Source organism: Salinibacter sp. 10B, assembly GCF_002954405.1.
Classification (GTDB): Bacteria; Bacteroidota; Rhodothermia; order Rhodothermales; family Salinibacteraceae; genus Salinibacter.
Genome location: NZ_MQWC01000004.1, coordinates 3928075 through 3955070, shown reverse-complemented (window position 1 = coordinate 3955070; position 26996 = coordinate 3928075). Strand labels below are relative to the sequence as shown.

The following is a 26996-nucleotide window of genomic DNA, read 5'->3' as shown; positions in this document are numbered from 1 at the left end:
ATGAATGTGGAATTTGATCCCGACAGGCCAATGGTCATTGTGTTGATGGGAGTGTCGGGATCGGGCAAAACGACGATCGGCACCCGGCTGGCCGAGGTCCTGGATTGGGACTTCGTGGACGGAGACGATTTCCATCCGGACGCGAACGTGGCCAAGATGCGTCGGGGCGAGCCCCTAACAGACGAGGACCGCTGGCCGTGGCTGCGCTCCATTCGCGCGTTCATTGACGAGCGCCTCGCGACCAACGATCCGGCTATCGTCGCTTGCTCGGCCCTCAAATCCTCGTATCGCGACGTGCTCCTGGACGGTGCCGAGAACGCTCATCTCGTTTACCTTCGCGGCGAGTACGACCTCATCCGCAAGCGGATGGAGGCCCGCGCCGATCACTTCTTCGACGCTGACCTTCTCGACAGCCAGTTTGCCACGCTGGAGGAGCCAACTCCCGAGGAGGCCGTGATCGTGCACATCGACGCCCCCCCGGACGAGATTGTGGAGTCCATCCGCAATCAGATGTCGGAACTCTCCTCCCCTTCCTAATTAGGCCGCCCCGGCACCGGCATCGGAGACGAACGTCCCCGCATCCGCAAACCAAAGGCCCGACGTCCCCACCGGCTCTCCGGTCACGTCGGTCCACGCCTCCACGTACGCCCGAACCTGCCGCCGGTACTTGTGATTGGGTCCAAGTGCCGTCGCCAGCCCCTCCGCGTCGTCAACCCGATCACTCTTGAAGTCGACGAGCGTCCACGTGTCGTCGCGCCGATAGAGCAGATCAATATCCCCTCGCAGTATCTGCTCAGACGATTCTCCTCCTTCGCTGTCGGTCATCTGTCTAGCAAACGGATGCTCAGTGTGGAGCTCTGATGCGGCCTGAAGTTCCTCCCAGATCCAGCTCTCCTGAAAGGCTACCAGCATGGAGCGCAGACGGCGCACCGTTGCTTCTGTGACCTCGGCGTCTTCCTGTTCGAGCACGTGTTGAAGGACATCGTCGGACACCTCCAGAGGCGTGAGACGGTGCCGCACGACCTGCTCGAACAAACGGTGCATCGCGGTCCCGAATTCGCGCCCATACCCGGCTTCTGCACGAAGAAGCGCTCCTCCCTCCTTCTCATCGGTCACGAACGTGTAGGTATAGGACGGATGCGACTGGGTTGCAATCCGCTCGGTTCGCCGGGTGCGATGTTCTTCCAGATCCGGGGCCGGTGCTCGTGGGGGAATGGGCGGCTTGCCCTCCGGAACCGCAAGCGCCGGTACGTCCGCCGCCTGGAGGGGCTCGTAGAGCGGCGCCCACGGCCCGTCGTTCGGCTTCTCTGGGTAGGTAGACACGACCAGCAGGCGCTCGGCCCGCGTGGCTGCGACGTAGAGAAGGCGGTGCTCCTCAGCCGCCTCGTGCCGTTCCTCTTCTCCCCGGTAGGACGCCTGCGTATCGTCGTGCCAACCGAGCGGGGCGTGCGTGATGCGCGTGAAGTAGCCTTCGCCCTGCACCACCGGCGCTACAATCTCATTCTCTTTACGGCGGAGGTGAAGCGTCGGCTTGGGTGCGCTGCCACTGCTGTAGGGATCCGCCAGAAAAACGACCGGCGCTTCCAGTCCCTTCGCCTGGTGCACGTTCATCACCCGCACCGCATCCCCTCCACCGGTCTCTAACGTCATGCCATCCACGGACTCCTCCCCCTCCAGAATGAGGTCGAGTTCCTCCACCACCTCGCCCCACCCCAGCCCCTGTGCCCCCAGGTGCTGCACGTAGCTGGTGATGCGAAGCACCGCCCCGGCCCGCATGGACGCTTCGGCCGGATCGTCGGGATGCGCCGCCCCGGCCAGAAGGCCGAACGCGTCGACGATCTGCTCGATGCCAACACTCGGTCGCTCTGACAGCACGACGGAACGAGCGTGTCGCACCCGATCGAAAGCCCCCTCTATCCGATCTGTCCGGTCATCGTCCAGCGCCTCCCAAACGGCGTCGGGCACCGGTTCGTCCATCTGCCCGAAGTCCCCGCCGGCCCGACGGAACCGATACAGATCGTCGTCGCTCCACCCGGCCAGTGCCCCCTTCAGGTAGGCCACCGCCGCAATCGGATCGTCCGGGCGCAGCGCCGCGCGCAGGAGGTCGACCACGGCCTTGAGCTCGTCGCTGTCGCCCAGGTCTTCGCTGCCGGTGACGGTGTACGGAATGCCGTAACGGGCCAGCACGTCGGTGTAGACCCCGAGCCGCGTCTTGGCGCGGGTCAGGATGAGGAAGTCCGAAAAATTGACCTCATCCTCGAAGACGGCGCCCTCCTCATCCCGATAAAAATCAGATTCAGCGTCTCCCGCCCGGGCCGCCTGAATGAACCGTGCGATGCGGGTGGCGTCCTGCTCGGCAATCTGACGGCCCCGGTTCCAGCCCACTTTGTCCAGCGGATTCCGGCGCAGGGCCGTCCCCTCGGGTCCAGCGGCTCGCTGGGGATCGAACGGCACGTACTCGGCCTGAAGGTCTCGGAGGTTGGGGTCGTCAAAGATGGCCCCGAACGCGTCGTTGCACCACTCGCAGATGGGCGTCCGCGAGCGGAAGTTCTTCGTGAGCGTAACGGCCTCTCCGTTCGGCTCGTCGTCGATGCGCGTGCGGAAGGCGTCGAACACGCCCTTGTCCGCCCGGCGAAACCGGTAGATCGACTGCTTGTCGTCGCCCACGATGAAGAGGCTGCCGTCGCGAGGCCGGCACGCGTCCCACGTCCGCTCCATCGGGTCCTGACTGGCGAGGAACGAGAGGATTTCGGCCTGGAGAGGATCGGTGTCCTGAAATTCGTCGACCAGAAGAATCGGGTACCGCTCTTGAATCGTCCGTCGCACGTCGGGGTGATCACGGAGCAGATCGCGCGTATGGGAGAGCAGGTCGTGGAACGTGAGCAGGCCCTCTTCCCGCCGTAGCTCCCGGTAGCGCTCGACAGCCGGCTGTGTAAAGTCGACCACCGCCTCATGCACGAGCGCCTCCCAGTCTCGGAGGACCGGCTGCACGGTCGTTTCGATGAAGCTGGGCAACAAATCGTCGCGAAGGGACCTCGCCCAGTCCTTGTTGTCAACCTGATCGCCTTTCCAGTAGGTGATCTTGACGTCGGCCCGCTCCGCATCCGACACGTCGGAAAACAACGATAGAAACTCCGCTTTTTCGGCGGGCGCGTCCAGATCGCGATAGCGGAGCATCCGTCGGGCCGTGTCGAAGGCCGCCATCACGTCGTCTTCCCCCTTGGGCAACGTATCGGGGCGACGAGCATCCCACTCGCGGAGCCGTTCGCGGGCCGCTGCCACCGCCGCGTCCAGCGCCGGCGGCTCGTCCGGTGCGTCGACGAGCGGAGAAAGTTCGGGGTAGGCACAGAGCCGCTCGAAGAAGGCCGTGAGGTCCTGCGGATCGAGGCCGTACTCGGCAATGCGCTCAATCCTTTCTGGCGAGTCTTCGTGCACCCTGCTCAGGTGCTGCTGCCACGCACGGTCCCGGAGCTGTCGCTCCTCCCGGTCCTCCAGTCCCGCCGTAAAGTCCGGGGGCAGGCCCGCTGCAAGAGGCCGTTCGCGCAGGAGCCGAGCACAAAACGAGTGGATGGTGCCGATGAAGGCGGACTGCACACTGCCGAGCGCCCGGGTGACACGCTCGTGCTGCGCAGACCCGTCCGGCAACACAACCCGCGCTTCCTGCAACTCTTTGAAGAACCGGGTGCTCATTTCCCCCGCCGCCTTCCGCGTGAACGTGATGGCGGTGAGGTCCCGAACAGGCACGCCCTGCCGCACCAGCGCCACCATGCGGGCCACGAGCGCCGTCGTCTTGCCCGATCCGGCCGCCGCCGTCACCACGAAATTGGTATCCGGATCGAACGCATCGAGATCGGGAACACCGTCCTCGTCCCACGGCCCAATCCGCCGCCGGACGGCTGCATCATCGTAGCGCTCTGACTGATCTTGGAGAGATGTTGCTTTCATCAGATGAGGTCGACGCCGAAAGCTGAAAGAGAAGAAGGGACGGTAGAGTACGATTGCTGGCCTCTCTTCATACGGGAAAACACCCACGGCCTTGAAGAAAACGGCGCGGAGAGTCCTGAGACTCACAGCAACCGAAATTCGGGATGTCTGAGCGAACCGACCACTGTCGGTTTGGGAGTTTGCCGAATTTCAGTGACGAGTCGAGGGACTCAGCCGTTTTCTTCACAGCCTTGATCTTTTCAGTCCCTTTTGTACCAAGACAAAAAGGACATCCAAAATGGATGACGCCCCACTGCAGGATGCAAGTGCCGAATGTGACCGAAAAAGCACCATTGAAAATTGAGAAGACTCAGAACGAGGGCGGCTCGGGCCGATCCTCCGGATACGCCTTGCCCTTCAGCTCCCGCCGCCGCTCCCGCAGATCCTTGACGATGCGGTCGTACCCGTTCCACTTCCAGTCCGTCACGTCTGGCAGATGCGGCGCCACCGGAAAGGTCCCACTCTCCGCCAGAGCCCCCAGCCGCGACAGAAGACGATTCACCGCCGTCCGGTGTGCATCGGGAGACGCGGTCATCCGACGGCCCACCTCCGCCGCCGTCGCAAAGAAGTACCCCGAGGCCTCCACGGTCTCGCCCCACAGGGCCTCCAGCGCGTAGGCATAGAGCGCCCACTGGAGCGTTTTGCCGTCCTGCAGCGGGTCGCTTTCGTCGTAGGACGACGTGCCGCCGGTCTTGTAGTCCCAGGCCACAAGATTCCCAGTCTCGCGATTGCGATCCACCCGATCAATGCGGCCACGAAGCTGCAGCGATCGATCGTCGACCGTCAGACGAGCGGGAGTGTCGTGGTCCTGATCCTCGCGACGATGCGGCGGAAAGCCGAAGCCCCATTCGAACCCATCAGGGGCGTAGTTCTCTCCGTGCTCGATCTCGGCGCGGAGGAAGAGCTTCGCGTTGCGACGGAGCGCTCGCAGCGCCGATTGCTTTGCAACCTCGGATGGAGCCGCAGATTCTTCCATCTCTTTCTCCAACTTCTCTTCGACGATTTCCATCAGATCTCCGAGATCTTCAGCAGAAGGGGGCTCTCCCTTTAAGTCCTCCATGAACTGCTCGTAGATCGCGTGGAGGAGCGTGCCCTTCCGCAGCGGGTTGAACCACGGATCGTCGTTGATCGCGGGTTCATCGAGGGATCGCACGCCGAGAACGTATTTCAGGAAGTAGACGTACGGCGCCTCGGCGAGGGTTTCGAGCCGCGAGGCCGACACGGGTCGCTCATCGTCCCCAAAGAAATCAAGCTCCGGATAGTCGGCTGCGGGCAAGAGTCCGTCATGGACGGTATAGCGGTCGGACTGCCGCGCCTGCCGGGCCGCCTCACCGTCTACAATCCACGGATGCTCTGCCTCCAGCCGATCGCGGGCCGAGGTCTCCTCGTCGGCCAACGCCTCTGTGCGCTGACGTCCCCGACGATACGACGACAGCCACCGGTCGCGATCAGCAATCGCGATGCCGTCAGCGGCCGGGATGAGGCCAACCGTGCGGGACGCTTCCTGTTTGTCGTCATCCGATTGGCCCGCAAGCGCCTCACTTTCTTTCTGCAGAAAGAGCGACGACGGATCCCGCTCCTCCCCGGCCTCGACATCGAAGATGCGCGTGTAGTAGGCCGTGGGCCCACGGTGTCGTTCCAGAGCACAGGCGGCCCGCCACAGGGCATCGTCGGCGGGCGTGGTGGGACGGGTCTCCTCCGCAACAGTCGTAAGCGACTCCACCAGGGCGCGCCGGTCGGCGTCCTGCAGCATGCCGTTGTCCACCATGGGCGCGGCGAAGGTGGTGCCATCGAGCCCCACGACGGACAAGTGCGACCGGTCGCTGTAGCCGGCGCTTTCGAGCGGCAGGACGTGCACGTGGCCGGGGCGAGGGCGCTGCGCCTGCACGGCCTGCTCGTCGAGCCACCGCCCCATCATCGCGGCCAATTGACGATCCGACGCCTCGCACGAAACCTCCATCTCGCTGAGTCGGGTGAGGCGATCGTAGAGGAGCTGGCGGGCCGCCTCGTCGAGCGTGCGCTCCTCCTCCGCCACATCTTCTACAGGATCCAACGGACCGAACGTCTGAAGAAACGTGCAACTGTTCTCTGCTAGCATCCGCACGTCGCCCTCGCGCGGCACCAATTCCACGAGCGCCTTCAGGTATCCGGCCAGCAACCGACGTCGCTCCAGGCGCCGCTCTTCCCGATCCGTTAGGGTGCAATCGGCCCGTTCCTCCGATTTCTTCTTCACAGAGGAAATCGCCGATTGAAGGCCGCCGAGCAGCCCGTCCCGACCGGATTCGTAGGATCGGCCGGCCAGAAGCGTCGCCGCCTCGTGCGGACGTAGGCTCGGCAGATTGCCCTCATCAGAGTCGTCAATTTCGCGATCGAGCCAGCGATCCGTCCGCAGGAGCCGCTCGCGCAGCATCCGGATGAGAATCGCCGGATCGTAGTTCTCACGCACCCACTCGTAGAGCCCGCGCAGCGCCCGCCCCGTGCGGGTCTGCTCCGCCGGAAGGCCGGTGCCCATCGTGATGGGGATGCCGGCCCGCTCAGCCTCATCCGCAATCAGGCTCGCGTACGGCTGTGAGCTCGCATAGGCAATCGTCGCGTCGTCGAAGGCAACCCCGTCCTCCAGAAGATCCCGAATGACGGCCTTCACCTCGTTCGTGGCGCCCACGGCCCGTACGAAGCGATCGTCGACCGTCTCCGCTTCATCCTCCGCAGTCGAGACGGGCACCACGTCTACATTGCCGAACCGTGCCGCGGCCGTCTCCGGGGGCGCCATCGCCGCGGGGCCTGAACCGTCGACCCCAAGGCGCAGAACGTCCTTCGCGTGTGCCTGAAGGGCCTTCAGAAACTGCGCCGCGTGCTCCGAAAGTTCAGCGGCGCCCGCAACGGCGTACACCGTGTCCTCCACGCCCGGCGCGTCTCCGGCCTGCACGCGCTCCGTGGCCCACTGGTAGACGGTCGCGTCATCATAGAGATCGCGTGCCTCCAACTCTTCCCTGTACTGCTCATAGCAATCGGCCACGATGCCGAGCGTCTCCGACGCGTCGGGCGCTGTGGCCCGTTGCCGAATGGCCTCGACAGACACATCACCCTCTCGAAGCGTGTCGATCGCGCGTGCGACCGTGGAGGCAAGCAGGTGCCAGCCCGGCAGGCTGTCCGTCTTCTGTTGGGGGCGCTCCTGGAGAATGCGGGCCGTGCGAAACAGGTGTGCTTCCACTGGTGCCTCGTGTCGCCCGGACGTCAAAACATCGATCTGGGCAACCGCTTCGGCGTAGTGCCGGGGGATCTGAAACTGCAGCCCCTCCCATCCGCCGCGGTGTCGGGCGAGGGCTGTTTCGAGGGCATGTCCCAGCTGTGTACGAGGAACGAAGACGACGAGCGGGGCGCGCGGATGGGTGTCCCGCAGCCGATTCAACTGCTCGACGAGAATGCTGGGCGTCATTCGGTCAGTATTATCTCCTAATGCCAATGTTCGATTATGCGTCTTCGTGCCCTTTTTCAAAGATGTGCGTCTCCCACGTTCTTTTAGAAATCAGATAAGCGTTCGGCAACGGTTGGACCCATCACTAATGATTTGATGTTCATTTTTGCCTTGATGGAAAAATGAGCCAAAAAGATCAAGGCTGTGAAAACTCAGGCTGACGCTGGGAATCCCAGATTCCCTGCTCCGGCAAGACTCTGCGCGTCAACCGATCTCAGACCGGTAATCTCGCTTCCGCTCAAACAAGAACGCGCAGCAGAGACATCTTGCCGTCGCCGCCGACCGGGCGCCTGAGTTTTCAGGCCGGGGAGCAGAAACCGATCACTGACGCTTCTTCTTCCTAACCCGAAAACATCAGCCCTGAATTCCTCGATACTCCAGCTCCAAGAAATTACGCAGAGCGGAGCCAATCGTCGATCTCGTCCTCCATCGAAAAGGCCTCTTCCGGCGGATACTCGAACGTGCGGTGCGTCCAATCGCCACTGCCGTTGAGAAGCGGGCGGTACTGGGCCCGATACTCGTCGGGCCGGGCCGCAATGTCGGCCAGGGCGTCGGCAGCGGCGTCCACATCCTCCTTCGTGTTGTAGAGCCCAAACGAGACGCGGACCATGCCCGGCTGCGAGTCAGGCGCGCATTCCCCTTCGGTGGAGGAGGCCCCTTCTCCGCCCGTTCGGCCCAGCAGCTCCCGCACAAACGGCTGCGCGCAGAAGCACTCGTTCCGCACGGCAATGCCGAAGTAGTCGTTGAGCGCAGCGGTCACGAGTCCATGGGGAAGGTCGTCGAGATTGAACGTGATCACGCCGATCCGATCGGCCACCTCCAGGCGATGCGAGCCGTAGATTTGGAGCCCGTCGATGGCTTCGAATCGTTCCAGCGCGTACTGCGTGAGCGTGCGCTCGTCCTCCTCAATCACGTCCATCCCGATCCGCCCGAGCAGGTAGAGCGTGGCGGCCAGCCGCAGGGCGCCCGGCAAGTTGGGCGTGCCGGCCTCCTCCCGCTCCGGCAGCTCCTCCATGATCTCATACCGATCCGTCTCGACCCGATTCACGATGCCGCCACCCACCTCTTGCGGCTCCAGTCCCTCGAAAAGTGCCTTCCGGGCCACAATGGCGCCCGGGCTGCCCGGCGCGTAGATTTTGTGCCCGCTCATGCACAGAACGTCGATCGCTTCGTCCTCGGCTCCGCCCTGTACGCTGAACGGCAGGTGGGCGGCCGACTGCGCGGCGTCCACGACGCACAGCGCCCCCACCTCGTGTGCCATGCTCGCAATCTTGTGCACCGGATTGATGACACCCGTCACGTTGGAGGCGGCCGTCACAGCCACGTAGTTGAGCCGATCGGCGTGCTCCTGAATGGCTGCCCGGAGCGCCGCCATGTCCACGCGTCCCGCCTCCCCGTCCGGGTCCTTCTCCAGCGGGACGTGCACGACCTCGCCCACGTGCTTGCGATGAGGCAGGTCGTTGGCGTGGTGCTCCATCATCGTGGTGATGACGAGGTCCCGCTCGGGCCGCCGCTCGGCCAGCACGCGCGCAGTGCGGTTGAGGCCGCCGGTGACGCCGCTCCCGTTGAAAATAACGGTGTAGTCGTCGGAGGCATCCACAAAGTCGCCCACAATCTCGTGCGCCCGGTGGTAGAGGTGCGTCATCACCCGCGCCCCGAAGTGCAGCTGCGAATGGGTGTTGGCGTAGTGTCGGAGCGCACGGCGCACCACGTCGTCGGCCACCGTGAGACGCAGATTGGAGGCCGCACTGTCGAGATAGATGCGGCGGGCCGTCGTGTCGTCGGCCAGCGGATACTCCGTATCGAGGCCGGTGAACTGCGACCGTAGCGCCTCCAGCCGCTGCTGTCGCTCGGTGCGGGCCCCGAGCGGGTCGATCTGGGTCGGGAGTGTGGAGTCGATCATAGCGGAAACGAGTCAATGAGACGAGCGGGATGGCCGTGGCTACGAGGGGGTAAACTGCAAGCGCCTTCAGGAGATTCACGGACTCGGGTCTTCTTGGCCCAGTGCACCTCGGATTTTTCCATGTGGGGTGGATAGCACAGCATGGACAGCTCGTGCCCAGTTTTCCGCTCTCCTGCTCGCCCCCCATACCGTCTGGGCCGACCTCGATACAGCCTCGTCCCCCTACGACGGCGAGCCGTCCATTCCCGACTCCGTCGCAGAAGACGCACGGGATGACGATGGTGGGGGGCGTCCCGTCCCCCACCTGATGCCTCAACCAAACGAGGAGTGCCCCGTTGCCCAGGCGCTTCGAATCACTGGCGCCAGCGTATCCTACCAGAGAGGCGTCTCCGGACCGGCCTTCAGCGGAAAATCGTCGATGGTGGACCGGAGAAGACTCTGCTTCTGCTCGTACGGCAGGAAGGCGTAGCGGAATCCGTTGAGCGCAATCTCGCGCAGGTCCGAGGCGTCCAGGTTACAGTGCTGATACACGCGCCACAGTTCCTCCGTTACCGACGTGCGGCTGAAGAGACGGTTGTCGGTGTTCACCGTCACCGGAATGTTGGAGTGGACGAAGGTCTCGATGGGATGAGCCTCCAGGCTCGGCACCGCCTGCGTGTGCACGTTGCTCGACGGGCACACCTCAAGGGGAATGCGGTGATCGGCAAAGTACTGCATCAGCTCCGGATCCTTGCGCAGCGAGATGCCGTGCCCAATGCGGTGAGCGCCGCAGTAGAAGAGGGCCTGCCGGATGGAATCCGGTCCCCAGGCCTCGCCGGCGTGGATGGTGAGGTTGAGGAGATTGTTGCGGGCGTGGTAGAAGGCGTGAAGGTGCCCTTTGGGGGGATTGCCGGCCTCGCCGCCCGCCAGGTCGAACGCCACGATGCCCTCGTGCTTGTACTCGACCGCCATCTCAGCGAGTCGCATCGACGCACTTTCAAACCGGTCCCGCAGCCCACAGATGATGAGTGAGGTCGTGATGTCGAAGTCGCGCTCCGCTTGAGCCAGTCCGTCCAAGACTGCATCGTTCACGGCCTCCAAACTCAGGCCCTCCTCGACGTGCAAAATCGGGGAGTAGCGCACCTCCAGGTACCGCACATTTTCCTCGGCATTGTCCTCCGCCAGCTCATAGGCGGCCCGTCGAAGGGCCTCCGTCGTTTGCAGGAGCGGAAGCGCATACCCGAACCAACTCAGGTACGCCTCCAGCGACTCGGACGCCTCCACGGCCCGCAGTTCGTCCCGAAGCCCCTCCACGCTGTCGGACGGAAGCACGTCCCGCTTGCCCTGTGTCTTCGCCAGCTCGAGCATCGTCTCGAGCCGCATCGAGCCGTCGAGGTGGCAGTGAAGCTCGGCCTTGGGCCAGGCCTGAATGTCGTCGCGGGTAAGCGGAGCCGGATCGGACGTCGTTGGAGAAGCCATAGCTGGAAGCCATCAATGCAACAGACAGAGGGGACGGGCCCGTCGAAGGGCGCGCGAAAGTGATTTTTGCCAACATGGCGCGTCGGGGGCTGTTTCCGGATCCCGGAAGGAATCATCTTGAGGAATTCGCTCTTCCGAATGCCGTCAGCGATTTTTTTCGCCCCGATTGAGCGGAGCGCCCCGTTCCCCCGGCCCAGCCAGTTCCCTTGCGTCTTTCCCTGCTTGCCCCCGTTCATATGCAATTCGCGCGGCCGTCTCCATGCTCAATTCCGACGACACGCCCCCCAATCTCTGCGGACGGAACCCCCACCCTTTGCTGTTGGTTGTTTGGGTCCTGTAGAACGAGCGACACAACGTTCTCTTCGGTCCCGTACCGGGAGGCTTTCGTCGTTCGGTTCGCTCTCTCCGAGCGGACGCGTCCCACCGTACTTTCTCACCCATCCCGTTTTCGGTCATGGGCAGCTTCGGCCCCCTCGAAATTATTCTCATCTTCCTGGTTGTGCTCCTGATCTTCGGGGCCAAGCGTATCCCCGAGATCGCCCGCGGCATCGGCAAAGGCATCCGCGAATTCAAGGACGCGACGAGCGAGATCTCACAGGAGCTGGAATCCGAGGCTCAGAACCGGCAAATCAATCGGCCGCAGTCGCCCCAACAGGGGCAGCCGCAGGCGCGCCAGTCCCAGCAGCAACCGCAACAGGAGCGATCGGCCGCGGACGCGTCCGACTCCTCCGGCGACGGCTCGTCCGACTCCGAGGCCGCCGATGCCGAATCTGCGAACCCCAAGAAGGAAGCCTCCTAATCTGTCGTCGGAAGTAGCATTCCGAGTCGTGCCCCGTCGGGCATCTCCGCTCTCTTGCTCTCGCCTCCGTTCTGCGCAGAATCGCCCTTCAGTATGGATCAACCGACGTTTGCCGAGGCCCATCGGGCCCTCGACGCCGGCGAGACCACGTGTGAAGCGCTGGTCTCGTCGTTTTTGGATCGCATCGACGACCGAAACGACGAACTCAATGCCTTCACGACCGTCGATCGCGACGGCGCCCTTAACCACGCCCGGTACCTCGACAGCCAGCGAGAGCGTGGGAATGCACGTCCCCTCTCGGGGCTCGTGCTCGCTGTAAAGGACAATATTTGCATTCGCGGCTACCCAGTCAGTTGCGGGTCGAAGATGCTCAAAGACTTCTCGTCGCTGTACGACGCGACGGTGATTGAGCGTCTTCGCGACGCCGGGGCCATCTTCATCGGCAAGACGAACTGCGACGAGTTCGCCATGGGCTCGTCGAACGAGACCTCCCACTTTGGTCCGGTGCGCAACCCGCACGATCCGGACTACGTGCCGGGCGGCTCGTCGGGCGGATCGGCCGCCGCGGTGGCCGCGGGCATGTGCCATGCCGCCCTTGGCAGCGACACCGGCGGATCGGTGCGGCAGCCGTCGGCGTTCTGCGGGGTCGTGGGCCTGAAGCCGACCTACGGCCGCGTGAGCCGGTCGGGCCTCGTGGCTTTCGCCTCGTCGCTCGACGTGATCGGGCCCCTTGCCAACAGCGTGGAAGACGTGGCAACGCTCCTGAACGTGATGGCGGGCGAAGACCCGAACGATTCGTCCAGCGCGCCCGTCGACGTGCCGGACTACACGCAGGCCCTCACGGGCGAGGTGGAGGGGCTGAAGGTGGGGTTGCCGGACGAGTACTTTACCGAGGGCCTCGATCCCACCATCCGGCATATGGTGCGCGACCAGGTGGCGACCCTGGAGGATCAGGGCGCCGAGATCGAGCGGGTCTCCCTTCCGCATACCGAGTACGGCGTGGCTACATACTACCTCCTCGCCACCGCCGAGGCCTCCAGCAATCTGGCCCGTTACGACGGCATCCGGTACGGCTTCCGCGCCGACCTGCAGGAAACGAAGCACGAGCTCCGGGAACGACGCAAAGAATTGCAACGCGAGCTCTCTGCCGCTCGAACGAAGGGCGACGACGATCGCGTGACGGAACTCGAAGCGGAGTTGGACGACGAGCAAAGCGCCCTCGACGCCCTTTACACCCGCACCCGCACCGAAGGCTTCGGCGACGAGGTAAAACGCCGCATCATGCTGGGCACCTATGCCCTTTCGGCTGGCTACTACGACAAGTACTACGAGAAGGCCCAGCGGGTGCGCACCCTCATCCGCCACGACTTTGACCGGGCTTTCGAGGACGTCGACGTACTCGTGACGCCCACCACGCCCACCCCGCCGTTTCAGCTCGGCGAGAAGACCGACGACCCGCTGGAGATGTACCTGAACGACATCTACACGGTCACCGCCAACCTGGCCGGCATCCCGGGCCTTACGGTGCCCATCGGCTCGCATCCGGAGACCGACAACCTGCCCGTGGGCCTGCAGCTCCTCGGGCCGCACTTTGACGAGTCGGTGCTCCTTCAGGTCGGCGACGTGCTCACGAGCGAATAGGCCGTCCCTAAAGAACGACTCGTCCACTGCTTCTTCACGGCGACTCGGAAACACTCTGCGCGCCCGATTCGATATAACAGGTCGACTTTCTGGCGTGGTAGCTCAGTTGGTTAGAGCGTCGGATTCATAACCCGGAGGTCGGGGGTTCAAATCCCCCCCACGCTACCAATCACACAATCCCCTATCAGCGGCGCTGGGAGGGGATTTTTGTGTTTCTACGGCGCGTCTTTCCCCAGGTGCCGTGCCCCTGGAGGAATCTTCCAGTACTAGTGCTGGCCCTCCTGGAGAAACCTGCAACAGACGGGGTTGCCTCCCGCCGCCGCAGTCTCTTTGTCCTGAATGCGGTTGTGCAATTCTCACGGCAAAAAGGCAAGCCAAGGCTGTCCCGTCCTCACGGGCGTAGCACTTGCACAACTCCCTCTACCGAAGACACCCGAAGCAGCGGCCCCCCGCCGTGGACACGCCCCTCGTACTGTCCGTCCTCCGTCCGAAGCGCATCGATCGCAAAATCACTCCGCAGGATCCCCTCTTCCCCAAGGTCTGTCGACAGGTCAAACCCGCTGCGGGACGGGACGGTGAGGGTCACCTCTCCCTCGTGCGTATCAACGGTGGTGGTTCCGAGCGAGTCGACTGCTACCGCCGCTTGCCCCTCATGGGTATCGAGTCGCAACCGCCCCCGAAGCCCCTGCGCCTCAACCGATCCCTCGTGGGTATCGATCATTGCGTCGCCGACGATATCCGTCAGTGTCAACGTCCCCTCATGGGTATCGAGCCGAACCGGGCCCCGATGGTTGCGCACGGTGATCGCTCCCTCCTGGGTGTCGACCCGTAGCCGCGCTGCAAGCCCGGCGACGTCAACAGTCGACTCCTGGTCCTCAATTGTCACAGCGACCGATGGCGGCACCCGGACCGTATAGTGCACCTCAGGGTACGTAACGCCGTAGCCATACAGTTCGGGCCCAAACGCCCACTGGGGGTCAATCTCATCCATGTTGCTCGTCAGTGAGAGCCGTTGATCGAAGCGGTCTACTTCGATCATGGTTTCCTCAACAATCTCCTGGGCCTGCCCCGATACGATGCGGGCCGTATACACGACCCCATCGCGGGACCAGGACGAAACGGTAATGCTGCCCTCTCGATTGTCAATCGCCAGGGCCGCCGGCGCGTCCGAAAGGGTGTCGCTCCGGGTGCGCTCGTACGGTTGGGCATGCAAGGCGCCTCCAAGCCCACTGCCAAACAGAATGCTGACGAGAACGAGGAGAGTCCGGAAATCCATAACTGTGCGTGGGTCCGAAGGAAAAAACTGATGACAGGGATGCGGCATTACTCGGGGGACTCCTCCGTTCGCGTAAAGAGGATTTCCTGGCCCCGCTGATAAAGGGTGAGCTGAGGAACGCTCGCCTCCTTTACGGTGAACTCAACCTGCGCGTCCACCACCTTCAGGAAAAATCGCGTCTCGGAGGAGGGATAAAGTCGGTATCGGGCCTGCCCGGTGGCCTGCCCGTACAGTTGCTTCCCCTCTCGCGTAATCGTGAGCTTAAAGCTGGGACGCTGTTGGGCGGCATATACTCCCGTGTATCGCTCCAACAGTTCCGGGGAAAGCGTCACCGTAGACGTGCCCTCTTCTACTCCCATTTCTCGCAAGGCCCGCTGTGCCTGCTCCAGGGCCGGATTCCGATCCAGTGCCGTTTGGAGGTGGGGTTCGGCAGCTGCGTCATTTCCTAGCGCCCGTTCCGCAAGGCCGAGCCCGGCATACGCGTCTGCGAGCGTCGAGTCCATCGAGAGGGCAAACTCGTAGATGCCAATCGCTCGGGCGGGCCGCTCCTTCTCCCGAAGCGCATCGCCGAGGCGAACAAGCTCAGTAGGATCGTACACGTAGGCGTTGGGCCGCTCCTGCTTGAGCGTCCGATAGCGCGCCGTTGCGTCGGCCACCGTCTGCTTCTGCACGACCGGCCAGAGCGCCCGAGCCACCGACGGCTGGGGCGACGGGGGTGTCCCCCCGTGCAACACCTGACGAATGCCCTCGGTAAGGCGGCTCGTGCTCTCGCTCGTGGTGTTGTCGAGCGCCAGGACCGTGTAGTCGCCCGGGGTGGTGTAGTTGAGCGACGTCGTAAACCCATTGATGCCACCCCCGTGCCCCGTAATTGAGACCAGTGTGCCCCCAATGGTATCACTCTGCATCACGAGGCCATATCCGTACCCATTCTCCGAGTGGGGCGTCGTCATCGCCTCGTAAAGCGAATCCGGCAGAACCTGTCCCGTGTGCAGCGCCCGCGTCCACCGGTACAGTCCCGTCGGTGTCGCGTAGAGCATCCCGGCGGAAAAGGGAACGGAGGCCTCAATCGGCTCGGCTCGCTGATAGCCCCACACAGTCTGGGTGTAGCCGCTGGCCTCTCGCTCAATGACCTCTTCGCTGAACGCGTAGCCGATCGGGCCGTCGAGCCCGAGCGGGGCCAACACCTTTTCGCGCAGGGCCGCGGCGTAGTGTTGACCCGTCACCTCCTGCGCGATCACGCCGAGAAGAAAATAGCCGGAGTTTGAGTAGCTCCACTGACGCCCGGGCTCAAACTGGAGTCCCCGCCTTGCAAACGTCGTAACGAGCGAGTCCGGCTCCCACTCCAGCCGCATGGTGCGCGACTCGTAGTCCTCGAAGGCGGTAAAACTCGGAATCCCAGACCGGTGGGCAAGCAAATGGTGAATGGTGATCCGATCTGCCCCAGGTCCGGGATACCCGGAAAGATAGGTGGAAATTGTGCTATCCAGCGCAACCGTATTCTCGGCGACGAGCGTCAGAATGAGGGCCGCGGTAAACTGCTTCGTCACCGATCCAATGTGGAAACGTGTGGAGGTCGTATTGGGCACATCCCACTCCATGTTGGCGTCTCCCACCGCCGTGGCATACGCCACCGAATCGCCCGTCCCCACGAGTACAGCGCCGTTGAAGAGACGGGCATCATGGTAGGCCGACACGAGCGAATCGATGCGCTGGACCGGAACGTCTCCTTGAGCAAATCCCGGGACGGTGCCCCCAAGTGCGAACAGGAGCAAAATGGCAACACGCTGAATCATGGGTCGTCACGAGCGTTTGGTCTGAGAAATGAATTCGGCCGGATGTTCTTCTCACGAGTCCGCCGCCGTCACCGCTGTCAGATTGTCGTTGGTCTCGCGGTCGATGAGCAGCGTAAACGGATCGACGCCGGCCCGTGCGGGCTCTTCGTCGACCGTAACGGTGATCGTCTGCTCCCCATCCGTGAGCCGATGTTTCTCCCGATAGAGGGTGTGCTGGTCGTCTGCATCCACGTCGGCCGCCGTCGCAAACACGCCGATCTCGACCACGTCGTCCACCGGCACGGGCTTCGGAGACCCACCAAGACTATCGACCTGTTGTTTACCAGCCTGCACCGTAAGCTCGACACGGTAGCGGCCGTCGTCGGTCTCGGTGTAGGTCGCCTCCACAGCCCGGTTGTCGTAAAACGTGATCTTGCGGAAGCGATCCCGCACGAAGCCCTCCAGCGAGTCGGGTGCGGCGGCCTCGAAGCGCTCCACCAGTGCCTCCGAGGTCGTAAATGGCGGCGTCTCATACCGATGCTCGCGCAGAAACTCCCGCAGCACGCGGTTCACGGTCTCCTCGCCCAGGTACTCCTTCATCGCGTACATGACCACGGAGCCTTTCCGGTAGTGGATGTACTGTTGACTCGCGGCCACGTCCATCAGCGGTCGTTCCTCGCGCGGCTCCGTGCTCCGCCCACTCAGATAATCGTCGAGCTCGTACTCCAGGAACCGTTTCATCTTGTCGCGCCCGTACGTGTCCTCCATCACCATGAGCGCGCTGTACTGGGCCAGCGTTTCCACGAGCATCGTCGCCCCCCACACCGGCCCGCTCACCACCTGGTGCGCCCACCACTGGTGCCCCATCTCGTGCGCCGTCACGTAGTACGGATAGTCGATGTCCGTCTCCGGATCGACGCGGGCAATGAAGCCGATGCTCTCCGAGTACGGAATGGTGCCGAGGAAGGACTGCGCGAACGTCGCGTACCGCGGGAACTCCGCAATGCGCACCTCTTTGCTCTGATACGGCCCAAAGTGCTCGGTATAGTAGTCCAGCGACTTCTTGGTCGCCTCCACCATCCGGTCCACGTTGTAGTCGTGCGACGGGTGATGGAAAATCTCAATGTCGACCGGCTGCCCGCGGTTCTGGGACGAGTCGGCAGGCGTCCAGGTCTCACGCACCGCCTCGTAGCGGGCGGACAAGAACGAGAAGAAGCCGAGCGTCGGGGCCGTCGTCCGGAAGCGGACGTGCCGGCGCCCCTCCGCCGTCCACGAGGAGTCGCGCGTGCCCGGCGCCAGCGGAATCTGCTCGGCGCTGGTGCTGACGGTGGCCTCGTAGTCGAGCCACGTCGCGTCGCGGGAGACGTAGGGTCGCATCCGGGCCGTCGTGTCGCTGCGGGGCTGCATCCGCGGCTCCTCGTCGAGCCCCTGCTCCTCGCGCTGGGACCGGGAGCTGAGCTCAGCATTCTCGTTGTAGCCGATATGCGGCAGGACGGCGCTGTTGATGAACGTGCCGTTGTGAACGACGGAGGTCTGACTGCCGCTGTCCGTGAAGCCGTCGTTGCGGTTCCACACGTCGAAGTCGAGTGTCGTCGTGTCGCCCGGCGCCAGTGCCGACGCAAGGTGCACGAGCCGCACGCCGTGCGTCTCATCGTGACGGGCCACCTCCGCCTCCCGACCGAATTCCATTCGATTCACCTCCAGGTCGGCGGGCGTTTCGACGAAGATCGTGTCGACGGCCGCCTTCGTGTCGTTCACAAGGACGTACTCCCCCGCCATTCGGGCGTCGCGCCGATCGGGATAGAGATCCACGTCCAGGTCCACGGCATCGATGCGCGGCTGGGGAATCTGCGCATACCGCTCGTACGTGGTCTCGTACTCCACCTGAAGGGCCGTCTGCTCCTCGCTGGTGCGGAAGGTATTCCACACCGTGGTATTCATGTAGATGAAGCCTCCGACCGCAAGCGCCACGACGAGCGCCCCACCCGCCGTACTCATCAACGCAGGCGAGAGCCGCTGCCGGGCCTTCCGCAGCCGCATCGGAATCGTCACGTCCTCGCCCCGGACCCACGCGAGCCGCGCCAGGACCGCCATCAGGACGGCCACCGCCGCCCAGAGCAGCTTGTACCACGCGAAGGCCGTCGCAAAGTGGCCGTAGCCGTTCATGGCGGAGTACGGCAGGCCGGGATCCGAGCCGTACTGCCAGAGCGAGTGCTCAATGCCAAGCTGACTGCTAAAGAGCAGACCGATGAAAAAGGCCACCATCACGAAGTGGCCGAAGTACTTGTGGTTGATTACGGCGTGAATCGTGAACGCCAGCACGACCAGCAGCAGGTAGTCGACGAGCTGCACCGCGTAGAGGTCGGTGAGATAGAGTCCAAGGTCGATGTCCGTAAATCCATAGCTGAGCTGAGTCCCGATCCCCGTCACGAGAATCACCAGCATTAGCATGGCGCAGACGAGCCCAAGGCCCAGCCCTTTTGCCATCATCACGAGGCTGCTCGGGAGCGGCAGGGCGTCCTGGATCTGCTGAATGTGGGCGTCGCGTTCCCGCCACACGAGCTGCCCGGCGTAGAAGGTGATGAGAATGATCATGAAGAGCGTGAACTGGCCGCTCAGCTGGTCGAGCACGTGGTAGGTGACGGGCTGCACCGCCGTGCCGTACATCTGCCCGGCCTGCGAGGCCGCAATGACCAGAAAGATGACGCTCGCCCCCACGATGGCGTAGAAGTAGACGTCGCGCACGACGTACGTGAAGGACTGCCGCACGATCGACCAAAACTGGCGCCACCGCGCGCCCCAGCTCTCTGACAGCGCTATCGTCGGCAGGTCCACCGCATGGATGAGCGAGGTCGGGGCCACCTCCGCGAGCGACTGCGGCCCGTCGTCCGTCTCCTCGCCACTGCTCGTGCTCCCGCCTGAAAGATATGAGAACTGAAACGCGGCATAGAGCCCCGCAATCAACACCACGCCCACGCTGATCCAGACGAGACGGTTCATGAGCACCATGCCCTCAAACGGCACCAGTTGAGCGTTCTGCTCCGCCACGGTCCAGTAGCGCGTCAGCTGCTGCGTGGGGATGAGGCCGAACGGGTCGGCGATGGACGCGACCGTGCTGTTGCGCATGGCATCGGCCCCCATCAGAACCGCAGCGATGTTGTAACCCATGAAGAGCAGCACGCCGCCGATGTAGTTCGGCAGCATCTTCCGTGTGAGCGCCGGAATGGCCACAAAGAGTCCGCCGACCCACAGCAGGTTGGGCAGGACGTACAGGAGATAGGGCTTGAGGTAGGCCGCCAGACTGAACGGCCCGAATTGGCTCGCATCGACCCACGGCACCACCTCCCCCAGCATGAGGCCGCCCGTGAGGCCCGCGTAGATGTACAGGTGCACGAGCACGGCCCCCACGAACCGACTGCCGAGGTACTGCGCTTTCGAGATCGGTGTCGTGAAGATGAGCGGGTAGATGCCGCTTTCATAGTCGCGATACACCGATTGCCCCATGAACGGCGCCGTGAGGATGAGGCCCAGCAGGCTCAAGAACAGGGTGCACACGTTGATCGCGAAGGGACTGTTGGCGTGCGTATTCGGCCCCATGCCGAAAATCACGACCGTGGTGTCCGTGAACGCGCCCCCCAGCGCATTCATCAGCAGGAAACTGATGCTGAAGAAGATGAGGAAGTAGACGTGCGTGGACATCTGCCGGAGGCGGTACGAGACCTCCTGGCCGACGAGGGTGAAGAACATGGAGAGGGAACTGAGTCAACGTTGAAAGAGCAGTGGAAACCATAACGTATTGCGTAGTGCGTATTGCGGATCAGCCCAAGTGAACGGAATACACAATACGAAATACGCAACAGAAATCAGCTGACAGCGGGAGCAGGCTCGGACTGCGCCCCATCCTTCATCCGGGTAAAGTACACGTCCTCCAAATCGGGCTCGACCGGCTCAAAGGAGTCGTGCGGCTGCTCGGCGCTGTGGACGTGGATGACGGGACGACCGGCCACGAGCTTCGTCGAAATGACGTCGAACTCCGCCTCGTGATCGGGCAGTGTGTCCTTTGTGACCGTTTTGCGCCAGATCTGCCCGTCGAGGTCGGCAATAGCGGATTGCGGCTCGCCCTCAAAGATGATCTCCCCGGCACGGATGATGGCCATCTGCGTGCACAGCTCTCGCACGTCAGCCACGATGTGAGTGGAGAGGATGACGACGCTGTCCTCTCCAATCTCGCTCAGCAGATTGAGGAAGCGCACCCGCTCGGCGGGATCCAAGCCGGCGGTCGGCTCATCAACGATAATAAGCTCCGGGTTGCCGATGAGCGCCACCGCAATCCCAAAGCGCCGCTTCATGCCGCCCGAGTAGCCCCCGAGCTCTTGGTCGCGGGCATCCGCTAGGTTCACGCGGTCCAGCAGGGCATCGACCACCTCGCGGCGCTTCGTCCGCCCGTCGATGCCTTTGAGCGTGGCGAAGTGGTCGAGCAGCGACTCTGCCGTCACATTGTCGTATACCCCCACCTCCTGCGGCAGATACCCGAGACGCTTGCGGAGGGCGTGCTCGTCATCTAGCACGTCAATGTCGCCGAGGTGGATCGAGCCGGTGTCGGGCTCCTGAAGGGTGGCAACCGTGCGCATGAGTGTCGATTTGCCGGCACCGTTCGGACCGAGGAGTCCAAACATCCCGGGCGGAATGGTAAGCGACACGTCCTTTAGGGCCTGCGTACCGTTCGGATAGGTCTTCGAGACGTTCTCAATGGAGAGCTGCATGAACGATCGGGACTGTACCAGAGAAGCAGTGAGGATTGTCGATGTTCAGACACGAGGGAGTATCGTCGTCCACGGCAGAAGATGCGAGCAACACGCTCGCTCGTCGACGGGATTCGATGAGCGCCCGCCGATGCTAGTGCTGCGTCATGTTCTCCGTGTCGGGTTGAACGTTGCTCATCGAATCATAATTTCGTAGCAGACAGCAACCTTTGGACGCAGAGCACAATTCGGTACCCGACATCCTCAGCTTGACTGAGCACTAGATTGGGGTACGTACACGGCCGTCGAACCGTTACACGTTCGCCGTGTGCACCAACGCTGTAAAAATGCGTGCACGATCATTCTCAGTCCACTCTCCCCCAAGAACCTTCTCAGACCGGAGAGGTGCAACAGACACTATTTTTCCTGATCGATCCTGCTGTTTATGGCTTCTGAGTCTCCGGCCCAGTCTCCGCTTCTCCAGCTGACCAACGTGACCAAGACGTACCGCGAGGGCGATGCCGAACGGGCCGTGCTCCGCGACCTGTCGCTGTCGCTCGCCCGCGGCAAGACTGCGGTTCTCATGGGGCGGAGCGGCGCTGGAAAGAGTACGCTCCTTAACCTCATCAGCGGCATCGACCTACCCACCTCGGGGCGAATTTCGATCGACGGCACGGAGCTGACGGAACTGTCCGAAACCGACCGCACGCTGTTCCGGCGGTCGAATATCGGCTTCGTCTTCCAGTCGTTCAACCTGATCTCGACGCTCACGGTGGTCGAGAACGTGCTGCTGCCCCTCGAACTGGCCGGGGAAACGTCTGACGACGCCCGCCAACGCGCGGAGGAGATTCTGGGTCGCGTGGGATTGGCCGACCGCACCGACAGCTTTCCCGACCGACTGTCGGGAGGCGAGCAGCAGCGTGTGGCCGTGGCCCGCGCCCTCGCCCACAATCCGTTGTTCGTGCTGGCCGATGAACCGACGGGCAACCTCGACTATGAGACGGGACAGCAGGTCCTCGCCCTGCTGGATGAGCTCGTGCGCGAGACCGACACCACCCTGCTCATCGCCACACACGACCGCGAGGCCCTTGACCGAGCGGACCGCCTCCTTCACCTGCGCGGCGGCGTTCTTCACGAGGGGGAGCCCGACTTTCTCACGACGAGTGCATGATGCTTCTCCCCTCTTTGGAGTCACCGGAGGTCTATCCAATGGTTCGCCCCCGAACGCTCACCTTCTGCTTTTCGCGCTCTGCAACCACTATGAAGGCCGATCGGGTCGCTCATACTCAGACAGAACTCGGAGCGTCCCAGTCGTAAATTCCGGATTGATGTGTCCGGGTCGCAGTTCCCACTCCCCCAATCTTATCAGGAGAGTCCAGAACTATCGCATTAACTATGGAAATGACATACACCGTCGCTCCAAACTTGATTTGGAGCCTTGTATCTTCCAGAACACAGCACTTTCGCGTTCTGGAGGCAGTAGCTCGTAACCAACCAGGTCCGGAAGAGAGACCGTCTGTTAGCTGGAGCGCTGCCTCAATTTGTCGCTTTGGAGCCCGAACCGTTGCCTGAACCGGAGTCGGAAAAGACCTTCCGCTTCGAGTTCGTATCCTGCAAGGTGGGGCCGCGGCGACACATGCTATCTCGCTCATTGTCTTCCTGCCCGTTATGACGTGCGTTGGCATTGACGTGGCCAAAGATCACTTGGACTTGGCTATTCGGTTTGATTCCGATAAGAAGAGAACTCGCCGCTTTGACAACAATTCCGATGGTATCGATCAGCTCGAAGAACAGCTCACCCAGGTCGAGCCCGAGCGAATCGTTCTGGAAGCCACTGGCGGCTACGAACGACCGGTTAGCGCCGCCCTTGCGGCCGCTGGCCTTCCGGTAGCAGTTGTCAACCCCCGTCAGACCAGAGACTTTGCTCGGGCGACAGGTCGCCTGGCTAAGACCGATGAGATCGATGCTTGCGTTTTGGCTCTCTTTGCCGAACGAATTAAACCGGAGGTTCGCCCGGCTCCTTCCGCCGATCAGGAGGTCTTTTCGGCTCTTGTGGCTCGCAGACGGCAACTACAGAAGATGAAGACCGCAGAGGAGAACCGGCTCGGGACGGCCCCTTCCGAGGCTGTGCGCTCGGACATCGAAGAGCATTTGGCCTTTCTGGAAGAGCGTCTCGAAGAAACCGAACGTCAAATCGAGGAAGCAGTCGAAAACAGTCCGCTTTGGCGCCAGGAAGAGGAACTTCTCTGTTCAATTCCAGGCGTGGCAGAGGCAACCGCCCACGTTCTCATGGCGGAGCTTCCGGAACTTGGTGAAGCAAATCGTCAGGAAATTGCCAAACTCGCGGGCGTGGCTCCGCTCAACCGAGATAGCGGCAAACATCGTGGAGAACGAAGTACCTGGGGCGGTCGGGCCTCGGTTCGAAAAGCCCTGTATATGGCAGCTCTCTCGGCTACCCAGTATAACCGAAAAATTCGGGAGTTCTACGATCGGTTGGTCGATCGAGGAAAGGCCAAGAAGACAGCGCTGGTGGCCTGCATGCGAAAGCTCCTTGTGATCATGAACACGATGATGAAAAATGGCACCCATTGGAATCCGGAGTATCAGGCTTCTTCTGCTTGACAATCAACACCGTTGCTATTCAGCAGAATGAGGAAGCCTCTTCCGTCCAGCAGATAGGCTCTCAGTCAAGCTTGGACATCTCAGATGTCCTAGAGCGACGAAGGGAATGCTTTCAAGATTGAAAAATCGGATACGAGCAGCACTTTCGACGACTTCCTCACGAATCGGTTGATCAATCTAACCGACAACTGCCCCTGTGCCATCAGCAATCAATCAACATCCCGGTCATGGGTGATAATCATGCGACCTTTATTGGCGGCCCGGCGAACGATTTCTGGATCGGATGTCCCCATCTGCCCAAGCTCTTTTACGTCGAGAACGTTACATCCCCGGCCACGAAGAAATGAAACCACCTGAGGATGAACATTCTCATCAGTTAGAAGGCGCGCCTCAAAGTCGATCATTCGGGAACGGTGCCCGTCTCAACGACCTCATTCTCGAGAAAGCGGGCGGCATACAGAAGAGCCTGCTCGATGTCTTCCGCTTCCAGGTGCGGGTAGTCCTCAAGGATCTGCTTGCGGTCCGGCCCCATTTGCGACCCATTCGAGCACCATTGAGATGCTGATCCGAGTGCCCTGAATTCGAGGGGCACCGCTCAAGGTGTCGGGACTGGAGACGATCCCGTCGAATTTCATGGCCATAAAGAGGCTGGTGAAGAACGGCTTCTTGAATACACCTCGGGATGCGGAACGATTCATTCCTTAAGTCCCACACGCACGCACTCCCAAACGCCCATCCCCGAAATCAGAATGTCTCTCCTGCAACGATCCAGCCGTCGCTACCTCACCCGCCACCCGTGGCTCATGGGCCTCTCGGTGCTGGGCGTGGCGATCGGCGTGGCCGTGGTGGTGTCGATCGACCTCGCCAACACGAGCGCGGAGCGCGCCTTCCAGCTCTCGGCGGAGACGGTGACAGGCAAGGCGACGCACCAAGTCGTGGGCGCGGGCGAGACGCTGGACGATGACGTCTACCGACAACTGCGGACCGAGGCAGGTGTGCGGCCCTCTGCCCCCATCGTGGAAGGATACGCCTCTCTCGAACGAGGCGACCGGACGTTCCAGGTCGTGGGCATCGACCCGTTCACCGACGCCCCCTTCCGCCCCTACCTCGGCACCGGGGCCGGGGGCGACCTCGATCTCGGCACGTTCATGACGCAGGATGCGGCGCTGATGTCCGCCCCTACGGCAGAGACGCTCGGGCTGAATCCTGGCGATACGCTTGCCGTCCAAATTGAGGGGACGATGCGGCCGGTACTCCTTGCTGGGGTCGTGGAGCCGGAGGACGAGCGCACCCGCCGCGCCGTGGCCAATCTGCTGGTCGTGGACGTGTCGACGGCGCAAGGGCTCTTCGATATGCGCGGGACCCTCAGCCGCATCGACCTCATCCTGCCGTCCGACGACGCAGAACAGACCACAGCCCTGGACCGCATCCGCGCCACGCTGCCGGACGGTGCCCGCGTGCAGCGCTCCGAGACTCGCACGCAGACCGTAGAGCAGATGACGCGGGCCTTCGAGCTGAACCTAACGGCCCTCAGCCTGCTCGCGCTCGTGGTGGGCGCGTTCCTCATCTACAACACGATGACGTTTTCCATCGTGCAGCGGCGCAGCCTGATTGGGCGGCTGCGGGCGCTCGGCGTTACGCAGCGGCAGATCTTCGGGCTCGTGTTGGGCGAAGCCGCGATTCTCGGGGTCGTGGGCACCGGCATCGGACTGCTGCTGGGCATCGTGCTGGCGTCGGGCCTCGTGCAGCTCCTGGCGCAGACAATCAACGACCTCTACTTCGTGGTGCAGGTGAGCGAGCTGTCCATCACGCCGTGGATTTTAGTGAAGGGAAGCCTGTTGGGCATCGGTACGACCATCCTGGCCGCACTTCCGCCCGCCCGAGAAGCCACGAACGCACCGGTCAGCACCGTGCTGCGGCGCTCCACGCAGGAGACAAACGTACAGGCCCTCGCCCCCTGGCTGGCAGGCGGTGGGGTACTGGTCGGCACACTCGGGGTCGTGATGTTGACCGTGACGGAGCAGAGCATCGTCGTGAGTTACGCCGCACTCTTGTGCCTGCTGATTGCGGCGGCGCTCGTCACCCCCCTGGCCGTGATGGGACTTGCGAAGGCCTTTCGCCCCCTGCTGGACCGTCTCTTCGGTGTGCTGGGACGGATGGCGGCGCGGGGCGTGGTCACGAGCCTCAGCCGCACCGGCGTGGCCATCGCGGCACTCATGGTAGCCGTGGCCGCGACCATCGGCGTCGGCCTCATGATCGACAGCTTTCGCGGCACGGTGGAGGACTGGCTCACGCAGTCGCTCCAGGCCGACGTGTACGTGCAGCCGCCGAGCCTCGTCTTCCGCCGCTCCAACGCCACGATCGACTCGACCGTCACGGCCCGCCTGCGCAGTATGGAGAACGTTGCGGGCGCCTACTCCGTCCGGCGCGTCTCCGTACAGGCGAATGTGGGCCCGACGGAGCTCGTGGCGATCGAGCCCGGCCCCGAGACGCCGGACGTGTACCGGTTCAAGGTGGGCGAACCAGATAAGATCTGGCCGCAATTTCGCACCAGCGCGACGGTCTTCATTTCCGAACCCTACGCCTACCGCCACGACCTCGCCGTGGGCGATACGGTACGGCTCCAGACGGATCGCGGACGAGCATCCTTCCCCATCGAGGGCATCTACTACGACTACGGGTCGGATCGCGGCGTCGTGATGATGAGCCGCGGCACCTACGAGCGTTTCTACGACGATGACGGCGTCTCGGGACTGGCGTTCTACGCGGCTGAGGGCACGAGCGTCGACGATCTCATTGCCGACATGCGGGCCGAGGTGCAGGGCCTCCAGGACGTCATCATTCGCTCGAACAAGGCGCTGCGCGAAACGTCGCTCCAAGTCTTCGACCGCACGTTTACGATCACGACCGTCCTCCGTATTCTCGCGATTGTGGTCGCGTTCATCGGGGTGCTCAGTGCGCTGATGGCGCTGGAGCTGGAGCGCCGGCGCGAAATGGGGGTGCTGCGCGCTACGGGCATGACGCCGCCGCAGCTGGGCGGGTTCGTGACGATCGAGACGGGCCTCATGGGCACCATCGCCGGCCTTTTGTCCCTCCCGCTCGGCTACGCGCTGGCGTACGTCCTCGTCTTCGTCATCAACAAGCGCTCATTCGGGTGGACGATGCAACTCTCCGTCTCGCCGGACATTCTCTTGCAGGCCCTCCTTCTGGCCGTGGGGGCGGCCCTTCTGGCCGGCCTGTATCCGGCGTGGAGCATGGCGCAGGCGAGCCCCGCCACGGCCCTGAGGGACGAATAGGCCTACCGCCCCGCAACTCCGACGAGAT

Annotated in this window: 16 protein-coding genes and 1 tRNA gene; 7 read left to right on the top strand and 10 right to left on the bottom strand. The window is 63.0% G+C overall.

Going from position 1 to position 26996, the window contains the following annotated elements; translation table 11 throughout:
- Nucleotides 1–6 precede the first annotated feature (6 nt).
- On the top strand, nucleotides 7–537 hold the full coding sequence (locus BSZ35_RS16105; protein ID WP_219846659.1) for a gluconokinase, GntK/IdnK-type: 531 nt from the start codon (nucleotides 7–9) through the stop codon (nucleotides 535–537).
- Here BSZ35_RS16105 and BSZ35_RS16100 read toward each other — a convergent pair whose 3' ends face one another.
- From BSZ35_RS16100 to add, 4 genes are all read right to left on the bottom strand, one after another.
- Complete coding sequence (locus BSZ35_RS16100) at nucleotides 538–3945, bottom strand: UvrD-helicase domain-containing protein (RefSeq protein WP_105013396.1); 3408 nt, start codon at nucleotides 3943–3945, stop codon at nucleotides 538–540.
- Between the two features lie 349 nt (nucleotides 3946–4294).
- Nucleotides 4295–7420: a PD-(D/E)XK nuclease family protein gene (locus tag BSZ35_RS16095; protein ID WP_105013395.1), complete on the bottom strand. Its 3126-nt coding sequence runs from the start codon at nucleotides 7418–7420 to the stop codon at nucleotides 4295–4297.
- Nucleotides 7421–7850: 430 nt separating this feature from the next.
- Nucleotides 7851–9362, bottom strand: coding sequence for an aminotransferase class V-fold PLP-dependent enzyme (locus tag BSZ35_RS16090; protein ID WP_105013394.1), 1512 nt, complete (start codon nucleotides 9360–9362; stop codon nucleotides 7851–7853).
- 372 nt (nucleotides 9363–9734) lie between these two features.
- Nucleotides 9735–10820: an adenosine deaminase gene (add, locus tag BSZ35_RS16085; protein WP_105013393.1), complete on the bottom strand. Its 1086-nt coding sequence runs from the start codon at nucleotides 10818–10820 to the stop codon at nucleotides 9735–9737.
- A 454-nt stretch (nucleotides 10821–11274) separates the two neighbouring features.
- Between add and BSZ35_RS16080 the strand changes: the two genes are divergently transcribed.
- From BSZ35_RS16080 to BSZ35_RS16070, 3 genes are all read left to right on the top strand, one after another.
- A complete protein-coding gene (locus tag BSZ35_RS16080; protein WP_105013392.1) occupies nucleotides 11275–11619 on the top strand; it encodes a twin-arginine translocase TatA/TatE family subunit in 345 nt (114 codons plus the stop codon).
- A 93-nt stretch (nucleotides 11620–11712) separates the two neighbouring features.
- On the top strand, nucleotides 11713–13260 hold the full coding sequence (locus BSZ35_RS16075) for an amidase family protein (RefSeq protein WP_105013391.1): 1548 nt from the start codon (nucleotides 11713–11715) through the stop codon (nucleotides 13258–13260).
- Nucleotides 13261–13351: 91 nt separating this feature from the next.
- A tRNA-Met gene (locus tag BSZ35_RS16070) sits at nucleotides 13352–13428 on the top strand.
- Nucleotides 13429–13651: 223 nt separating this feature from the next.
- On the opposite strand, the gene BSZ35_RS16065 is transcribed toward BSZ35_RS16070, so the two are convergent.
- The 4 genes from BSZ35_RS16065 to BSZ35_RS16050 all read right to left on the bottom strand — a co-directional run bounded on the left by BSZ35_RS16065 (nucleotide 13652) and on the right by BSZ35_RS16050 (nucleotide 21071).
- On the bottom strand, nucleotides 13652–14536 hold the full coding sequence (locus BSZ35_RS16065) for a DUF4097 family beta strand repeat-containing protein (RefSeq protein ID WP_105013390.1): 885 nt from the start codon (nucleotides 14534–14536) through the stop codon (nucleotides 13652–13654).
- A 47-nt stretch (nucleotides 14537–14583) separates the two neighbouring features.
- Nucleotides 14584–16329: a serine hydrolase gene (locus BSZ35_RS16060; RefSeq protein WP_105013389.1), complete on the bottom strand. Its 1746-nt coding sequence runs from the start codon at nucleotides 16327–16329 to the stop codon at nucleotides 14584–14586.
- Nucleotides 16330–16380: 51 nt separating this feature from the next.
- A complete protein-coding gene (locus BSZ35_RS16055; RefSeq protein WP_105013388.1) occupies nucleotides 16381–20055 on the bottom strand; it encodes a M1 family aminopeptidase in 3675 nt (1224 codons plus the stop codon).
- Between the two features lie 116 nt (nucleotides 20056–20171).
- Nucleotides 20172–21071 (bottom strand): ABC transporter ATP-binding protein, encoded by a 900-nt coding sequence (locus tag BSZ35_RS16050; protein ID WP_105013387.1) that lies wholly within the window; start codon nucleotides 21069–21071, stop codon nucleotides 20172–20174.
- A 424-nt stretch (nucleotides 21072–21495) separates the two neighbouring features.
- Between BSZ35_RS16050 and BSZ35_RS16045 the strand changes: the two genes are divergently transcribed.
- A complete protein-coding gene (locus BSZ35_RS16045) occupies nucleotides 21496–22221 on the top strand; it encodes an ABC transporter ATP-binding protein (protein WP_105013386.1) in 726 nt (241 codons plus the stop codon).
- Between the two features lie 497 nt (nucleotides 22222–22718).
- Nucleotides 22719–23672, top strand: coding sequence for an IS110 family transposase (locus BSZ35_RS16040; protein WP_105013385.1), 954 nt, complete (start codon nucleotides 22719–22721; stop codon nucleotides 23670–23672).
- A 209-nt stretch (nucleotides 23673–23881) separates the two neighbouring features.
- Here BSZ35_RS16040 and BSZ35_RS16035 read toward each other — a convergent pair whose 3' ends face one another.
- The gene (locus tag BSZ35_RS16035; protein ID WP_105013384.1) at nucleotides 23882–24076 is read right to left on the bottom strand and encodes a DUF5615 family PIN-like protein; all 195 of its coding nucleotides are present in this window, start codon (nucleotides 24074–24076) and stop codon (nucleotides 23882–23884) included.
- Nucleotides 24073–24204 carry a DUF433 domain-containing protein gene (locus BSZ35_RS16030; RefSeq protein ID WP_105013383.1) on the bottom strand — a complete coding sequence of 44 codons (132 nt, stop codon included), beginning with the start codon at nucleotides 24202–24204 and terminating at the stop codon, nucleotides 24073–24075. The genes BSZ35_RS16035 and BSZ35_RS16030 overlap by 4 nt, the downstream gene beginning before the upstream one ends.
- A 217-nt stretch (nucleotides 24205–24421) precedes the next feature.
- On the opposite strand from BSZ35_RS16030, the gene BSZ35_RS16020 reads away from it, so the two are divergent.
- Nucleotides 24422–26968 (top strand): FtsX-like permease family protein, encoded by a 2547-nt coding sequence (locus tag BSZ35_RS16020; protein WP_105013381.1) that lies wholly within the window; start codon nucleotides 24422–24424, stop codon nucleotides 26966–26968.
- Nucleotides 26969–26996 lie beyond the last annotated feature (28 nt).